Here is a 15,898-nt window from a genome sequence, read left to right as displayed (position 1 = left end):
CTCGGTCATCGATAAGCAATGAGGAACGGGAAACATGGCTGAATCCACTGTGAGCGCCGGGCGGCACAAAGGCGCCGAGGCCGGCGCGGCTTTGCACACGTTGCGCCGGATCGGCGCGCATCTTGCGCCGTGGCTCGCGCCGCTCGCGATTCTGCTTGCGTGGGAATTCGCCGCGAGAAGCGGCGTGCTGTCGACGCGCGTGCTCCCCGAACCGCTCGCGGTCGTCAATGCCGCGTGGTCGCTGATCCAGTCCGGCGAAATGTGGGCGGATGTGAAGGTCAGCACGTGGCGCGCGGTGTCGGGTTTTGCGATCGGCGGCGGCATCGGCCTCGTGCTCGGACTCGCGACCGGCTTGTTCAAGCCCGCCGAGATCGCGCTCGACTCGACCGTGCAGATGATCCGCAACATCCCGGCGCTGGCGATGATTCCGCTCGTGATTCTGTGGTTCGGCATCGAGGAGGAAGCGAAGGTGTTTCTCGTCGCGCTAGGCGTGTTTTTCCCGATCTACGTGAACACCTTTCACGGCATCCGCTCGGTGGACGCCAATCTGATCGAGATGGCGCGCAGTTATGGCGTGAAGGGTTTCGCGCTGTACCGGCACGTGGTGCTGCCGGGCGCGTTGCCGTCGATTCTCGTCGGCGTGCGTTTCGCGTTCGGGCTGATGTGGGTCACGCTGATCGTCGCCGAGACCATTTCCGCGCAATCGGGTATCGGCTACATGACCATGAACGCCCGCGAATTCCTGCAAACCGATGTGGTGGTGGTCGGCATTCTGCTCTACGCGGCGCTCGGCAAACTCGCCGACGTGCTGGCGAAAAGCCTCGAACGCTTCTCGCTGCGCTGGCATCCGGCTTATCAACGAGGAGCGAAATCATGAGCGCCACGATCTTGTCCGCGTCGTTCGGCGGGATTGCCGGCAGCGATCTCGAAGCCGAGTTGGCGCACGCTCGTAACGTCGATCATGACGCGCACGAAGCGGCTGCTCTCGAATATGCCGATGCGGTGCATCATCATCGGCCGCGTGTCGATGCGGGACTATCGGCCGGCGCGCTGTCACGCAACGGCGCACGCCGTGCCGCGGATTATTCGGTGGAGTTGCGCGGCGTGGGCAAAAGCTACGGCGAGCGCCAGGTACTGTCCGACTTCAATCTGTCGATCGAGCGCGGCAGTTTCGTGGCGATCGTCGGCCGCAGCGGCTGCGGGAAATCAACCTTGCTGCGCCTCGTCGCCGGACTGGAAAAGACCAGCTCCGGTGTGCTCGAAAAGCGCACCGAAGACGGCGGGCCAATCGACACTCGCATCATGTTCCAGGGCGCGCGCTTGCTGCCCTGGAAGAGCGTGCTGCAAAACGTGATGCTCGGCCTCGGCCGCGGCGCGCGTGAGGACGCGCGTGCCGTGCTCGCCGAAGTCGGCTTGCTGGAGCGCGCCAACGATTGGCCCGCGCAGCTTTCCGGTGGTCAGCGTCAGCGGGTGGCGCTGGCGCGGGCGCTCGTGCATCGGCCGCAATTGTTGTTGCTCGATGAACCGCTCGGCGCGCTCGATGCGTTGACGCGCATCGAAATGCACGCACTGATCGAGCGCCTGTGGCGCGAGCATCAATTCACCGCGCTGCTGGTCACGCACGACGTGCACGAAGCCGTGGCGCTCGGCGACCGGATTTTGCTGATCGAAGAAGGGCGCGTCGCGCTCGATCAGCCGGTGCCGCTCACGCGTCCGCGGGCGCGCGCGTCGGCCGGTTTCGCCGCGCTCGAAGAACATGTGTTGCAACGCGTACTGAAGACGGCGCCGAATGACGACGCGCTGTCCCATCACGCGTACGACGCACCTGACGAAGGCCGTCTCAGGCGGCCGACAGAGGTCCGTTGGGCCGTCTGACATTGCTTGACTGACTGTTTCTAAATCGCTTTTCTGGAGTCAATCGATATGGGCATTTCCGCAATCAACGTACGCAATCAGTTCAAAGGCAAGGTCAAGGAAATCATCCGTGGACCGGTCGTGTCCGAAGTCGATGTGGATACGCCATTCGGTATCGTCACCTCGGTGATCACCACGCGCTCCATCGACGAACTCGAACTTGCGGTTGGCTCGGAGGTAATCGCGCTGGTGAAGTCGACGGAGGTGTCGATCGCGCGCCTCTGAGGTTTGCGCAATTCAGGCTCGCGCTATTTCGCGTTCGCGCCGCTGGCGGGCGGCTCGTGCGTCATTTTGTCGTTGGTCGGCTTGCTCGGGCGCTTGATCGGCATGTTGTCGGGATTGCTTGAGCCGCCTGAGCCGGAAGCGGCCTCGGGCGGCTTGGCCATCGACGAGTTGTCGTTTTGCGGCGCTGTCTGCGCCGGTCTTTGCTGCGTTTGTGCCGGTTTCGGCGTCTGTGCGAATGCCGCCATGGTGCCGCTTATGCCGAGGTCTGTCGCCAGCGCGACGCCCATTGCCAATACCGCCCATCTGCTTCGCTTCATATCCGTCCTCCCGGGCGATATCGCCTTACGGTTTCGGCGCCGCCGCGCGCCAGTGGAATCATGTTTGCCACGCATTTCGCGTGCCGCGACGCGCCCCTGCATACGTCCCCGAAACTTGCTAGGATGAATTGAGCATGCAGACGGAGACGGCCATGTCAAAGTCATTGAGTCCCGAAGCGGTGGAAGCCTTGCGGCGTCTGAACGACGTCGGTGTCGGACAGGACGCGCCGAAGCTGGCGCAGTCCGTGACAGCCGAATTGCTGGCCGGCGGCCTCGTCGCCGAGGCGAGCGGCGGAGACGTCGAAATCACCTGCAACGGTCGGCAATATCTTTCGGGCGATTGCGATTAATTGCCAGCGCGAGAGGCGGCCTGACGTTCGGGCCGGCTCGATCCGCGAGCCGTCCAGCGTGCTCGCCGGACAAGTCTGGCCGCAGCATTAGCGGCGTCACTATGGAGGCGAAGATGGAGCCGAAGGGTCTCGACATGGGGGACTACCAGGCGCGCTATCAGGACTACGACATCGAAGTCGCTGTCGAACAGGTGCTGACGGGCGTCAAAGCGCATTTTCGGGTGTTGCGGGGTGAGGCGGTGGTGGTCGACTGGCGGCTCGTGCATATCGACACCTTATGGTGCACCGAGCATGCCGCGGCCGAGGCGGGCTTCCGTGCGGCGCGCGAAGTGATCGACACGGGCCGCTTTGGCGCCGCGCCGCACGTGCCTTCCGCACTTGGGTGAAAGTGCGCACGCGTCCGATCGAGCCGGCTGTCCCGATGCGGGTGCAATGATGTAAACGCAACTGGGCGCCGGCATCCATACTGCATGCGCGGCGCCCAGTTTACCGGTTGCCCTCGTGAGGCAGCCGGTTCAACGGCAACTGCTTAGTGGCCGAAGAAAACCGATTGCGGGCCCGAAACCGGCTCTTTGGCACCCGATTGCGACGACACGTTGTTCACGCCGCCGTAGGCATTCGATTCAGCGTTGGCACGTTCAGCTGCCACGGTTTGTGCGTTCTGGCCTTGTTGCGAAGCCGGTGCGCCGACCGACGGACGATACGACGGCGCCGGGCCGTAGCCGCTAGCAAAAGCGGGAGCGGCGATCGAGGCAGAAACAGCAACCAGCAGGGCGGCGATGAGCTTGGTCTTCATGGTGTGACTCCGATAACGTTTCGACTTCAATTCAGGAAGGCGTCGCAGGGGGCAGTGAGGTGTGTCTGCAACGTCGATGGAAGGCAGTGTATACCCCTACTATCGAAAATTTGTATCGATAATCTGAATGTACTGTTCTTGGATTTGAAATAATCGGCTGGAAGCAGGCGGAGCAAGCGTCCGCAGTGGTTCGACCCCACGGGCCAAGCGGTTTGGGACGTCAAAGACCCGGGTAGCGGTGTGGGTTAATCGCCATGGATAGCATGGCGCGAATCAAATTTCGTTTGGATTCGTCGCCTTGGAGAACACCTCGATGGACCTGTGGATTCAGCCGTGTGCGGACTGCTTCGAGCTCTATGGCTTGCCTTCCGCGCATCTCCCGCATGACAACCTGACGTTGAACAGTCGTGGGGCGGTGAAAGGCGGGCGCGCGGAGGAGCATTACACGTGCGTGCGTTGTCGAGCGGCGTTCGCGCGCGTCGTTGCCGGTGAGCCTCGACAGCAGGTATGGCTGCTATTGAACGCCGGGCAGCATTGATGGCCTGACCGTCTTGCGAGAGGCAACCGTTTCAGGTGCTCTCGTGAATCCGCTGTAAAGTTTTCGGCGCGGCTGCCGAAAACGGGAGCATGAAATACTTCTTCGACTCCAGGCTTGCCGATCGATACGGCTATGGGATGGCTGTGTATATCGCTGCCGAGACTTCCGATCTGCAGCGCGCCATCGATTTGACCAACGCGCGACGCCTGCGCGCCGGCCGACGCCTGCTCGAAGACGCGCGTATCGAGGACGTGCTTTCCGCCATGCTCAATACCGGCTTGCTGAAGGCTAAAACGGATGAGGGCGGAACGAACGTCTCGGGGGCGACTCGCTGAAGCTCGGCGGTTTGGTGTTCAACAACTGAAGCGCGGGCGACGAGTATCGTGCCCCGGCCGGCGGATTTGCGCCTTGCGGTAAAATCGGTGTTTTGAATCAAGCCGTCTGGCCGCCCCATGTCTTCACCGCACACTCCCAGTCCGCGCCGCGTATCTGTGGCACCCATGATGGACTGGACCGATCGTCATTGCCGTTCCCTGCATCGCGTGATCTCTCGCCATATGTGGCTTTACACGGAAATGGTGACGACCGGCGCGCTCTTGCACGGCGATGTGCCGCGCCATCTCGCCTTCACGCCCGAAGAAGCGCCGGTCGCTCTGCAACTTGGCGGCAGCGAACCCGGCGACCTCGCGCGTTCGGCGAAGCTGGGCGAGCAATGGGGCTACGACGAAATCAATCTGAACTGCGGTTGCCCGTCCGAACGCGTGCAGCGCGGCGCATTCGGTGCGTGCCTGATGAACGAGCCGCAGCTCGTTGCCGATTGCGTGAAGGCCATGCGCGATGCAGTGTCGGTGCCGGTCACCGTGAAGCACCGCATCGGCGTGGATGCCGTGGAAGAGTATGGATTCGTGCGCGATTTCGTCGGTACGATTGCGGACGCCGGTTGCAACGTGTTCATCGTGCACGCTCGCAACGCGATTCTCAAGGGCTTGAGCCCGAAGGAAAATCGCGAGATTCCGCCGCTCAAATACGAGTACGCGTATCAGTTGAAGCGCGATTTTCCGCATCTGGAGATCATCATCAACGGCGGCATCAAGACGCTCGACGAAGTCGAGACGCATCTTCAACACGTCGACGGTGTGATGCTCGGGCGCGAGGCTTATCACAATCCGTATGTGCTGGCCGATGTCGATGCGCGCTTCTATGGGGCGACGCAAACGCCGCTCACGCGCGAGCAGGTCGAGGCGAAGTTGATCGAGTATTGCGCCGCTGAGATGGCGCGCGGCACGTATCTCGGCGCCATCACCCGCCATGCGCTCGGGCTCTATCGTGGGGAAGCGGGCGCGCGTGGCTGGCGTCGCGTGTTGTCGGATAGCAAGCGTCTCGCCGCGCGCGATCTGACCATCTTCGATGAGGCAAGACAGCATCTGCGCGAGCCGATCGAAATTTTTGAATAAAGGACTAGGCAAACGAGATTCTTGTTCGTATAATCTCGTTTCTTCATCGACGAGCCAGGTTTTACGGCAAGTCAAGCAGATGTCAGTGGTGGCTGTAGCTCAGTTGGTAGAGTCCAGGATTGTGATTCCTGTTGTCGTGGGTTCGAGCCCCATCAGCCACCCCAAAGAATTCCCAAGTAGTTCAAGCGTTTATAAGGCGGCACTGTGTAAAAACACAGTGCCGTTTTTGTTTGTGATTCCCGCGAAAATTCCCGTTTTGGGAATCGAGCGGCACCCGTCGGTCATACGTCAAAGCACATAGTCCTGTGCATCCATCCAGTCATAGCGCTCGGCGCTTCATGATCCTGGATCGGTCGTAAACGCGTGCGGTGGTCGCCGGATTTGCATGCAGATCCGGCAGCGCGCCGCGGGTGGCTTTGTGCTGCGTCACGTAGTAGCCGAGCATGGCGCGACGTTCAAAGAAGGTTCGAATCACACGAAGGTCTACCCGAACGGCAAACAAACCACCCTTCCGAGGCACCCGTCAGCGGAACTGAAAGAAGGAACCAGACGGGCGATTCTGAAACAACTTGGTCTGAAATGAGAGCCGCCCCGAAAGGAGCTTCCCTCGCACCGTTTCTCAAGGCAATGGAGTGCGAAATGTTGCGTTATCCAGCATTGTTTGATCCGGACGAAGGCGGCGGTTTTGTCGTTACGTTTCGGGATGTACCCGAGGCAATCACCCAAGACGATACCCTCGAAGAGGCTCGCTCTATGGCTGCTGACGCGCTGCTCACCGCAATGGATTTTTACTTCGAAGACAAGCGCCCGGTTCCGGCGCCGTCGAAGGCGAAGAAGGGCGAAGAGTTGATCGCGTTGCCGGCGAGCGTGTCGGCGAAAATCCTGTTGCTCAACGAGATGATCGCGCAGGGCGTCACGCCGTCAGAGTTAGCGAGGAGACTTGGCACGCGCCCACAGGATGTAAATCGAATCGTCGATCTGAAACACACGACGAAGATCGACACTATTGCCGATGCGCTGTCGGCATTGGGGAAGAGTCTAGAACTGGGTGTGTCGTAAAAGGGGCTTGTAAACCCTGAAAGGTTTTGCTACTGTTCTGTCCGTGGTGAGTTCGCTCGTCCAAAGAAAAGCCCATACGGTTTGCGCCGCGTGGGCTTTTTGTTTTCGTCGGCGCTCACTAAGCGGTGTAAAATTCCCGAGCTTCGCTATCGTTTCGCACGTTGGGAGGAACAGTTCGGGAAACCGATGATGCATTCCTCATAGCGGAGCACCTAAATTCCGCCACTGATAGTGGCACGCCAAGAAAGCCCGCACGGTTCGCGCCGCGCGGGCTTTTTCATTACAGGTTTTCGAGTTGGCTGGCCAGTTCTTTGATCATCTGACCGATAAAGATTGCAGTGGACTTTCCGGCATCGCCAGGATCGTTGTACCCCTTCGGAATCACTGGTTGCAGCATGCCTGCCTGCAGGCTGATTGAACCGCCCCGGATTTGGTGGAGGCTCCAACTCTTGAGAAGATGGAGCCATGAACAAGTCGAACAAATTTTCTGTTGAAGTCCGGGAACGTGCAGTGCGCATGGTGCAAGAGCATCGGGGCGAGTATCCGTCACAGTGGGCGGCGATTGAATCCATCGCCCCCAAGATCGGCTGCACGAGCCAGACATTGCTGGGGTGGGTCAAACGAGAGGAAGTCGATAGCGGCGAGCGCGAGGGCGTGAGCACGTCGGAACGCGAACGTCTTAAGGCACTGGAGCGCGAAGTCAAGGAACTGCGCCGCGCCAACGAGATTCTGAAACTCGCGAGTGCGTTTTTCGCCCAGGCGGAGCTCGACCGCCGCCTGAAGTCCTGAAGGCCTTCATCGATCGGCATCGCGATACCTTCGGGGTCGAGCCGATCTGCAAGGTCTTGCGGATTGCCCCGTCGGGCTACCGGCGCCATGCTGCACAGCTTCGCGATCCGTCGCGCCGCTGCGCTCGCGCGATACGCGATGAACGCCTGCGGCCGGAGATCGAGCGTGTCTGGAAAGCCAACATGCGGGTCTACGGAGCGGATAAAGTCTGGAAGCAGATGAACCGGGAGCGTATCGCGGTGGCTCGCTGCACGGTCGAACGGCTGATGAAACAACTGGGTTTGCGCGGCGTGATGCGAGGCAAGCGTGTTCGCACGACTGTTCCTGATGCCATAGCCCCGCGCCCGCTGGATCGGGTCAATCGCCAGTTCAAGGCGGCACGGCCGAACCAGCTCTGGGTTTCTGATTTCACCTATGTCTCGACGTGGCAGGGCTGGCTCTACGTGGCCTTCGTGATCGACGTGTTCGCCCGACGGATTGTCGGTTGGCGCGTCAGTTCGTCGATGACTACAGACTTCGTCCTGGATGCACTTGAACAGGCACTCTATGCGCGGCGGCCAGGCGGCGATGGAACGTTGATACATCACTCCGACAGAGGCTCGCAATACGTTAGCATTCGCTATAGCGAGCGACTGGCCGAAGCGGGCATCGAGCCCTCGGTTGGTAGCCGTGGCGACAGTTATGACAACGCACTGGCCGAGACAATCAACGGCTTGTACAAGGCGGAACTGATTCATCGCCGCACCTGGAAAACACGGGAGTCCGTCGAGTTGGCAACGCTGGAATGGGTGGCCTGGTTCAATCATCATCGACTGATGGAACCCCTCGAGCCTGTCCGCATTTTTGTGTGCGAGGCGGTTAGCGGAGTTACCCGCGTGCGTTGGTAAAACGCTCTCCAAACAGAATAGCGAACTGGTTCATGGCGGAGGACCAGTCGAATGCCGCCCGTACAGACTTCGCCAGCACGTTGCGCAATGCCAGCCACAATAGCTTGATGGCGGCCTCGTCGTTGGGGAAGTGGCCGCGGGTCTTGATGATCTTGCGTAGTTGCATGTTCAGGCTCTCAATGGCATTCGTGGTGTAGACGACACGGCGTATGTCGGGCGGAAACACGAAGAACGGTGTGACGTTCTCCCACGCCCGTCGCCACGACTGCACGATGGTCGGATACTTCGCGCCCCATGGCCCTTCGGCAAAGGCCTCCAGGGCCTGCTGCGCGGCCTGTTCGTTCGCGGCGGCATAGACCGGACGCAGCGCTGCGGCGACGCCTTTGCGGTCCTTGTAACTGGCGTATTCCAGGCTGTTGCGGATCAGGTGCACGATGCAGGTCTGCACGGCCGTGCGCGGGTACGCCGTGCCGATCGCCTCGGCCAGCCCCTTCAGGCCGTCGACCACCGCGATCAGGATGTCCTGGCAGCCCCGGGTCTTCAGTTCATTGAACACCTTCAGCCAGAACTTCGCACCTTCGGTCTGCTCGATCCACAGGCCGAGCACGTCGCGCTGGCCGTCGGCCTGAATGCCCAGCGCCAGATACACCGCCTTATTGCTCACCACACCGTCACCACGGATCTTCACGCGCAGCGCGTCGAAGAACACCACCGGGTACATCGGCTCAAGTGGACGGCTTTGCCAGGCAAGCGTTTCGGCCATCACCTCATCGGTGACCGAACTGATGAAGTCGGGCGAGACCTCGGTGCCATAGCTTTCGGCCAGAAACGCCTGGATCTCGCGCACGCTCATGCCGCGTGCGTACATGGCAATGATGCGTTCGTCGAAGCCCGTGAAACGGCGCTCGTGTTTGGGAATCAGGATCGGCTCGAAGCTGCCTTCACGGTCGCGCGGCAGATCGACCCGCACCGGGCCACGCTCGGTGATGACTGTCTTGCCGCTGGCGCCGTTGCGTTCATTGGTCTGCTCCGCAGGCTTGGGCTGGCCGGGCCGGTAGCCCAGATGCATGTTCATTTCGGCGCCCATCGCGCGCTCGATGAGCGCCTTGTTGAACGCCAGCATCAGGTCCTGAACCTCGGCGGGCGTCATCGGACCCTTCACCAGTTCATCCAGCAGCGCTTCAGGCAGTTCAGGCAGCGGCCCGCGGGCCGCTGCCTGAGACGCGACGGTGCGTTTCTTTTTCATCGGCATATCCATGACCTTGATCCCTCATGATATGCCCCGCCCACGAAATTACGGATAGGTCCAACCCCTCGGCTATATCCCGCCTGCCGAAGCTGAGGCAAACTACTATCAGCGACTTGAAACACCGGTCGCCGAACCCGCATTAACTTAAACCAACCAGCCTCCACGATTCCCGGGGCGGTTCAGTTAGCCTGCTTGTCAGATAGTTTTCAACAGGCTCTTCAACAAAAAGTGGGGATAAGTTTGCAGCGATCAGTACGGAATCCCAGGTTTAGCTATTCGACAACATCCGGATTCGCTGCCGGAGCGGCCGAAGCCGACGCCGAAGCCGAAGCCGCGCTCGCTGCATTTGCGGAAGATGCCGCCGATCCCTCCGGCGGATTCCCCATCGCCTGAAACAACGCCGCTGTATCCGTCAAACGCGCGCTCGTATAGCGGATCTCATCGAGTTGCGCGTTGCGGAACTGCTGCTCGCTTGAACGCGCCGACGCAATAGGCAACGCACCCAGCCGATAGCGCCCGGAAGTCTCGTCGAAGATGCCTTGCGCGGAGCGCGCGGCAACATTCGCCGCGTCCAACGCCTGCGAATCGTGCTCCAGCGCGGCGAGCGTATCGGCGACATTCTGGAACGCGGCCAACACCGTCTGTTTGTACTGCGAGACCGTGGCATCGTAGGTATCGACCGCCGCGCGCCGTTGCGCGAACAGGGCGCCGCCGTGGAACAGCGGCTGCGACAGCGACGCACCGATGCTCCAGATCGCCCCCGCGCCGGAAAGCGCGACCGGCCAGCTAAAGCCGCCTTGTCCCATCGACGCGCTCAGCGACAGGCTCGGGAACATCTGCGCGGTGGCCACGCCGACATCGGCCGCCGCGGCTTTCAAGGCGGCGTCGGCGGCCTGGATGTCGGGACGCGAGCGCAGCAGTTCCGACGGCACCACCACGGGCACCTGCTCAGGCACATGCAACCGCGCGAGTTCGAGATCGTCCGGTGCGGCATCCGGTGTGCGGCCGAGCAGCACCGCCAACGCGTGGCGCGTTGTGAGCCACTGCTGCTTCAGGCCCGGCAAACTCGCGGACAGACTCGCGGCGCTTTGTTGCGCGCTCAACTGATCGGCGTGCGAGACGGCCCCCAATGCATAACGCCGCTGCGTGTCGCGCGCCTGATCGTTGGCGATCGTCACAAGCCTTTCCGTCGTCTCGATCTGCGCGCGCAGCGCGGCACTGGTGATGGCCGCGCTCACGATGTTGGCGGCCAGCGCCCGCCGCGCGGCGTCGAACTGATACGCCTGCACGTTGACGCGCGCGGCGAGCGCCGCGTCGGCGAGGCGCGCCGCACCGAACAGGTCGAACGTATAGTGCGCCTGCAATTGACCGACGAAGATGTTGTACAGAAACGTGTTCGGTCCGATCTCGGGGATCGCCAGCGCGCGATTACGCGTGACCTGGCCGCCGGCGTCGATGGTCGGCAGCATCGAACTGCCGATCTGCGCGCGCAATTGCTCGCGCGCGGCGGCGAGGCTCTTGTCGGTCGCGGCGAGCGTCGGACTGTTGCGCAGGCCTTCATCGACCAGCGCGTTCAGCGCGTCGGATCGGTACAGCTTCCACCATTCGGGCACCGGCTTCGCGCCGACGACGAACTCCTGCGTGATGCCTTGCGCGGGCACGGTTTGCGTCGGCTGCGCTTCGGCGCCGTAGTGCGCCGGCTGCGGCATGGCGGGCGGTTCGCCGCTCGGCCCGAACGAACAGGCGGCGAGTGCGCATGCCATGCCGGTGAGCGCCGAGATACGCGCGGATCGGGAAAGTGCGAAAGTAATCATGCTCAATTCCCCGTATGCGTCGTGCCGGACGCGGACGGCGTCTGCGGCTCGCGTTCATCGGCACGCACGCGGAACGACACGGCGTAAAGCGCGGGCAGATAGAACAGCGTGAGGATCGTGGCGCTCGTAATCCCGCCCATCAGCGCGGTGGCCATCGGTCCGAAGAAGTTCGAGCGCAGCAGCGGAATCAGCGCAAGCACGGCGGCCGCGGCAGTCAGCGTGATCGGCCGGAAGCGCCGCACGGTCGCGCCGACAATCGCGTCGAAACGCTTATGTCCCGACGCAATGTCCTGTTCGATCTGATCGACCAGAATCACCGAGTTGCGCATGATGATGCCGAACATCGCGATCACGCCGAGCATTGCGACAAAACCGAACGGCTGGCCGAACAGCAGCAGCGTGAGCACCACGCCGATCAAGCCGAGCGGCGCGGTCAGCACGACCATCAGCACGCGCGCAAAACTTTGCAACTGGATCATCAGGAGCGTCAGGACGGCGATGATCATGATCGGCATCTGCGCATTGATCGAGGTCTGACCTTTGCCGCTTTCCTCAACCGAGCCGCCGATTTCGATCCGGTAGCCGACCGGCAGTGTCGCGCGAATCGGGCCCAGCGCTTTGTCCACCGCATGCGTGACGTCGATGCCTTGCGCGCCGGGCGCGACGTCGGACTGAACGGTGAGGGTCGGCTGACGGTCGCGTTCCCAGATCACGCCGTATTCCAGGTCGTTGCGCAAATGGCCGAGCGTGCCGAGCGGCACGGGGCCATTAGGCGTGGGAATAGCCAGCGTGACGAGTTGAGCGGGGTCCACGCGCTCCGCCTTCGGCGCACGCAGATCGACGCTGATCAGCTTGTCGCGTTCGCGATACTGCGTGACCGTGTAGCCGGAGAGCGTCATCGCGAGGAAGCTCGAAATGTCGTCGGAACTGACGCCGAGTTCGCGCGCTTTTTTCTGATCGACTTCTAAGCGCACCGAGCGTTCAGCGGGTTCGTCCCAATCGAACTGGACGTTGCTGGTGCCGCGATCCGCGCGCATGGTCGCGGCGACGCGCTCGGCGATCGAGCGCACGGTGGCGATGTCGTCGCCGCTCACGCGGAACTGCACCGGATAGCCGACGGGCGGTCCATTTTCGAGGCGCGACAGGCGCGTGCGAATCGCCGGAAAGTTGTTGCGCAATTCCGGTTCGAGCCATTGCGCGAGTTTCTCGCGATCCTTCACCGACTTCGCCGTGATCACGAACTGCGCGAAATTGGGCTGTGGCAATTGCTGATCGAGCGGCAGATAGAAACGCGGCGCGCCGGTGCCGACGAAGTCGACCGTATGATCGATTTCCGGGCGGCCCACCAGCGCTTTTTCGAGCCGCTGGGCCTGGCGTAGCGTGGCTTCGAACGACGCGCCTTCGGGCAGGCGCACGTCCACCAGCAACTCGGGACGGTCCGAACTCGGGAAAAACTGTTGCGGCACGAGCGTGAAACCCGCCATGGCCAGCACGAACAGCGCGACGGTGATGGCCAGCACGACGAAGCGCCGCTCGATGCACCAGCCGATCCAGCCGCGCAGCCGCCGGTAGAAACGCGTGTCGTAAATATCGTGCTCGTGATCGTCGGGCAAATGCGCTTCGTGCGCCTCGCGTTTGCGCTCGGGCAGCAGATGATAGCCGAGCAGCGGAATCAGCACCACCGCGGCGAGCCACGAGGCGATCAGCGCGATCGCCGATACTTCGAAAATCGAGCGCGTGTATTCACCGGTGCTCGACTTGGCCAGCGCGATCGGCAGAAAACCGGAGACCGTGACGAGCGTGCCGGTCAGCATCGGAAACGCGGTGCTGGTGTACGCATACGCTGCCGCGCGCGCGCGGTTCCAGCCTTGCTCCAGTTTCACCGACATCATCTCGACTGCGATGATCGCGTCGTCGACGAGCAGTCCGAGCGCGAGCACCAGCGTGCCGAGCGACACCTTGTGCAGACCGATATCGAACAGATACATGCACAACGCGGTGACGGCGAGCACGACCGGGATCGAGATCACGACCACCATGCCGGTGCGCACACCTAGCGAAACCAGACTCACCACCAGTACGATCGCCACCGCTTCGGCGACGGCTTCGAGAAAGTCGTCGACCGAATGCGCGACCGCGTCCGGCATGCTCGACACTTCGACCAGTTGCAAGCCGGCGGGCAGCGCTTTTCGCAACTGCGCCATCTGCTGATCGAGCGCCTTGCCGAGGCGGATCACGTCGCCACCCGGCTGCATCGTCACGCCGATGCCGAGCACGGCCTTGCCGCCGGCGCGCATTTGCGTGGCGACGGGGTCGTCGTAGCCGCGCTTGATCGTGGCGATATCGCCGAGACGGAACGAGCGGTTGTTGATGCGGATCAGCGTGTCGGCGAGCGCGTTGACGTCTTTGAACTGACCGGTGGGGCGCACGAATACGCGGTCGTCGGCGGTGGTCAGCGTGCCGGCTTGCGAGACGCTGTTCTGCGAGTTGATCGCCTGGCCGAGTTGCTGCGGCGAGATGCCGAGACGCGTGAGTTGCGTGTTGGCGATCTCGATGTAGATGTGCTGGTCCGGATCGCCGAAATAATCCACTTTGCCGACGCCCGGCACGCGCAGCAGCACTGTGCGCAACTGGTCCGCGTAGTCGTGCAGTTGCGCGGCAGAGAAGCCGTCGCCTTCCAGAGTGTAGATGTTGGTGTAGACGTCGCCGAATTCGTCGTTGAAAAACGGGCCTTGAATGCCTTGCGGCAGCGTCGCCGCAATATCGCCGACTTTCTTGCGCACCTGATACCAGGTCTCAGGCACGTCCTTGACCGGTGCCGAGTCCTTCATCGAGAAAAACATCAGCGATTCGCCGGGGCGCGAGTAGCTGCGCACGAAATCGATGGCGGGCGTCTCCTGCAATTTGCGGCCGATGCGGTCCGTGACCTGTTCCTGCATTTGGCGCGCGGTGGCGCCGGGCCAGAAGGTGCGGATCACCATCACGCGGAAGGTGAAAGGCGGATCTTCGGACTGCGCGAGCCGCGTATAAGCGAGGATGCCGAAAGCGGTCGCGAGCGCGATCAGGAAAACCACCAGCGCCTGATGGCGCAGCGCCCAGGCGGACAGGTTGAAGCGTCCTTCTTCATGCGTGGTGCTCATGAAGCGAAGTCCTCGGGATGCAGCGGCGCGATCGCCCGGACTTTTTCGCCGGCGGTCACCGTATGCACGCCTTGCAGCACGACGCGTTCGCCGTCCTTGAGACCTTGGCCGATCACGACGGTGCGTTCGTTGTAACGCGTAACCGTCACGCGGCGCAGTTCCAGCGCGTTATCCACGGCGCGCACGATCCACACGGCGGGCTGCGTGCCGTCATGGAACAAGGCCGTGGCGGGCACGGTGAACGAGCCGTGCTGATTGGCCGAGTCGTTAGCTTGTGTGGCGAGTTCGATATCCGCGGTCATGCCGAGACGCACGTCCGGACCGGGATTGTCGAGCGTGAGTTTGGCGCGATAGGTGCGGCTTTGCGGGTCCGCGGCGGGCGACAGTTCGCGCACGCGCGCGGTGAATTTGCGCCCCGGCAGCGCGGCCAGCGTGACGTTGGCGGTTTGCCCGACCGAGAGCGCGGCGAGCGCGCTTTCCGGCACGTCGCACACCACGTCGATGTCGCCGCTCCACGCGAGGTTGTAGACGGCCTGACCCGCGGAGATGTTCTGGCCCGTGTCGGCCTGTTCGGCGGTAATCACGCCGGCGTGATCGGCGGCGAGCGTGGTGTATTGCAACTGGTCTTTCGACAACGCCGCCTGCTGCGCGGCCTGATCGCGCTGCGCGAGCGCGGATGCGTATGCATTGGTGGTCTGTTCGAGCTGCGCGGGCGCGATCAGGTTTTCCTTGGCCTGCGCCTGATCGCGATCGAGTTGCTGCTTCGCATACACGAGAGCGTGCTGCGCGGCGGCGAGTTGCGCCTGCGCGCTCGCGGCGTTCTTCTGCTGATCGGCCGGATCGAGGCGGGCGACGATCTGCCCGTTCTTCACCACATCGCCGAGACGCACGCGCCGCTCGACGATCTTGCCGCCGACGCGAAACGACAGCGGCGTCGAATAGCGCGCCTGCACCTCGCCGGGCAAGGATGCCGCCTGCGTGGCGCTGCCGTCCGCATGCACGGCGACGGCCACCACCGGACGCGGCTCGGGCGCCGCGGCTTGCTGCTTCGAACACGCGGCCAGCGTGACGGCGCCGGCCAGAACCAGCACGAATGCGGCGCGCCGCAGGCGCGCTCGCTGACGATGCCGATGGGACTGCGGACGCATCGCGGACGATGCGTGAAGACCGGGACGCTTCACAATTACCCCAACTGGAGACAGCGAACGAACAGGGCAAGCCGCAGCGGCCCGCCAACGAAGACGCGCCGGCCGTTCATGCAATTGGCATACGCGACTGATTCGGAATGACGAGATGCATTCTAATACACACGTGTATTTGAATGTTGGGGTGAATTCGAATTCTTTTCGGTGCTAGACTTGCGCCC

16 protein-coding genes, 1 tRNA gene and 1 other annotated feature are annotated in these 15,898 nt (G+C 62.4%); of the genes, 11 read left to right on the top strand and 6 right to left on the bottom strand.

What is annotated here, in order from left to right; genetic code table 11:
• Positions 1-34 precede the first annotated feature (34 nt).
• From ssuC to B0G82_RS17595, 3 genes are read left to right on the top strand one after another with little or no spacing between them, the layout of a single operon-like run.
• Positions 35-877 carry an aliphatic sulfonate ABC transporter permease SsuC gene (gene ssuC, locus B0G82_RS17605; protein ID WP_121308175.1) on the top strand — a complete coding sequence of 281 codons (843 nt, stop codon included), beginning with the start codon at positions 35-37 and terminating at the stop codon, positions 875-877.
• Entirely contained in the window at positions 874-1,875 is a 1,002-nt protein-coding gene (locus B0G82_RS17600) for an ATP-binding cassette domain-containing protein (protein ID WP_121308173.1), read from the top strand. The genes ssuC and B0G82_RS17600 overlap by 4 nt, the downstream gene beginning before the upstream one ends.
• Positions 1,876-1,923: 48 nt before the next feature.
• Positions 1,924-2,139, top strand: a complete 216-nt coding sequence (locus B0G82_RS17595) for a molybdopterin-binding protein (RefSeq protein ID WP_116116762.1) — start codon at positions 1,924-1,926, stop codon at positions 2,137-2,139.
• A gap of 23 nt (positions 2,140-2,162) precedes the next feature.
• Here the strand turns inward: B0G82_RS17595 and B0G82_RS17590 are convergent, their stop codons facing one another.
• Positions 2,163-2,456: a hypothetical protein gene (locus B0G82_RS17590; protein ID WP_121308171.1), complete on the bottom strand. Its 294-nt coding sequence runs from the start codon at positions 2,454-2,456 to the stop codon at positions 2,163-2,165.
• Positions 2,457-2,608: 152 nt separating this feature from the next.
• Between B0G82_RS17590 and B0G82_RS17585 the strand changes: the two genes are divergently transcribed.
• Positions 2,609-2,806, top strand: coding sequence for a hypothetical protein (locus B0G82_RS17585; RefSeq protein WP_041758893.1), 198 nt, complete (start codon positions 2,609-2,611; stop codon positions 2,804-2,806).
• A 113-nt stretch (positions 2,807-2,919) separates the two neighbouring features.
• Positions 2,920-3,192 carry a DUF6566 family protein gene (locus tag B0G82_RS17580; RefSeq protein ID WP_121308744.1) on the top strand — a complete coding sequence of 91 codons (273 nt, stop codon included), beginning with the start codon at positions 2,920-2,922 and terminating at the stop codon, positions 3,190-3,192.
• A gap of 143 nt (positions 3,193-3,335) precedes the next feature.
• Here the strand turns inward: B0G82_RS17580 and B0G82_RS17575 are convergent, their stop codons facing one another.
• The gene (locus tag B0G82_RS17575) at positions 3,336-3,602 is read right to left on the bottom strand and encodes a hypothetical protein (protein ID WP_106283605.1); all 267 of its coding nucleotides are present in this window, start codon (positions 3,600-3,602) and stop codon (positions 3,336-3,338) included.
• Positions 3,603-4,229: 627 nt separating this feature from the next.
• Between B0G82_RS17575 and B0G82_RS17565 the strand changes: the two genes are divergently transcribed.
• From B0G82_RS17565 to B0G82_RS17535, 6 genes are all read left to right on the top strand, one after another.
• Positions 4,230-4,475, top strand: a complete 246-nt coding sequence (locus B0G82_RS17565) for a hypothetical protein (protein WP_106283603.1) — start codon at positions 4,230-4,232, stop codon at positions 4,473-4,475.
• A gap of 117 nt (positions 4,476-4,592) precedes the next feature.
• Positions 4,593-5,594, top strand: coding sequence for a tRNA dihydrouridine(20/20a) synthase DusA (dusA, locus tag B0G82_RS17560; RefSeq protein ID WP_121308169.1), 1,002 nt, complete (start codon positions 4,593-4,595; stop codon positions 5,592-5,594).
• 88 nt (positions 5,595-5,682) lie between these two features.
• A tRNA-His gene (locus tag B0G82_RS17555) sits at positions 5,683-5,758 on the top strand.
• Between the two features lie 221 nt (positions 5,759-5,979).
• Positions 5,980-6,177 (top strand): type II toxin-antitoxin system HicA family toxin, encoded by a 198-nt coding sequence (locus B0G82_RS17545; RefSeq protein ID WP_121308168.1) that lies wholly within the window; start codon positions 5,980-5,982, stop codon positions 6,175-6,177.
• A 56-nt stretch (positions 6,178-6,233) separates the two neighbouring features.
• Positions 6,234-6,653, top strand: coding sequence for a type II toxin-antitoxin system HicB family antitoxin (locus tag B0G82_RS17540; RefSeq protein WP_121308743.1), 420 nt, complete (start codon positions 6,234-6,236; stop codon positions 6,651-6,653).
• A gap of 465 nt (positions 6,654-7,118) precedes the next feature.
• Positions 7,119-8,329, top strand: a protein-coding gene (locus tag B0G82_RS17535) for an IS3 family transposase (protein WP_121308166.1) whose coding sequence is annotated in 2 segments (ribosomal slippage) — positions 7,119-7,407 and positions 7,407-8,329 — 1,212 coding nt in all. Because the reading frame shifts where the segments join, the coding sequence is not laid out codon by codon here.
• Positions 7,397-7,513: a sequence feature (AL1L pseudoknot), on the top strand. Its footprint overlaps the gene before it by 117 nt.
• On the opposite strand, the gene B0G82_RS17530 is transcribed toward B0G82_RS17535, so the two are convergent.
• The 4 genes from B0G82_RS17530 to B0G82_RS17515 form a co-directional block, all read right to left on the bottom strand.
• Positions 8,310-9,575: an IS256 family transposase gene (locus tag B0G82_RS17530; protein WP_116148735.1), complete on the bottom strand. Its 1,266-nt coding sequence runs from the start codon at positions 9,573-9,575 to the stop codon at positions 8,310-8,312. The genes B0G82_RS17535 and B0G82_RS17530 overlap by 20 nt on opposite strands.
• Before the next feature lie 275 nt (positions 9,576-9,850).
• Positions 9,851-11,392, bottom strand: a complete 1,542-nt coding sequence (locus B0G82_RS17525; protein WP_121308164.1) for an efflux transporter outer membrane subunit — start codon at positions 11,390-11,392, stop codon at positions 9,851-9,853.
• Between the two features lie 2 nt (positions 11,393-11,394).
• On the bottom strand, positions 11,395-14,532 hold the full coding sequence (locus B0G82_RS17520) for an efflux RND transporter permease subunit (protein ID WP_121308162.1): 3,138 nt from the start codon (positions 14,530-14,532) through the stop codon (positions 11,395-11,397).
• The gene (locus B0G82_RS17515) at positions 14,529-15,680 is read right to left on the bottom strand and encodes an efflux RND transporter periplasmic adaptor subunit (protein WP_121308160.1); all 1,152 of its coding nucleotides are present in this window, start codon (positions 15,678-15,680) and stop codon (positions 14,529-14,531) included. Before B0G82_RS17515 ends, B0G82_RS17520 begins: the two co-directional genes overlap by 4 nt.
• Positions 15,681-15,898 lie beyond the last annotated feature (218 nt).

The organism is Paraburkholderia sp. BL17N1, from assembly GCF_003634175.1.
Taxonomy (GTDB): domain Bacteria; phylum Pseudomonadota; class Gammaproteobacteria; order Burkholderiales; family Burkholderiaceae; genus Paraburkholderia.
This window is presented reverse-complemented; position numbering and strand designations above follow the sequence as displayed.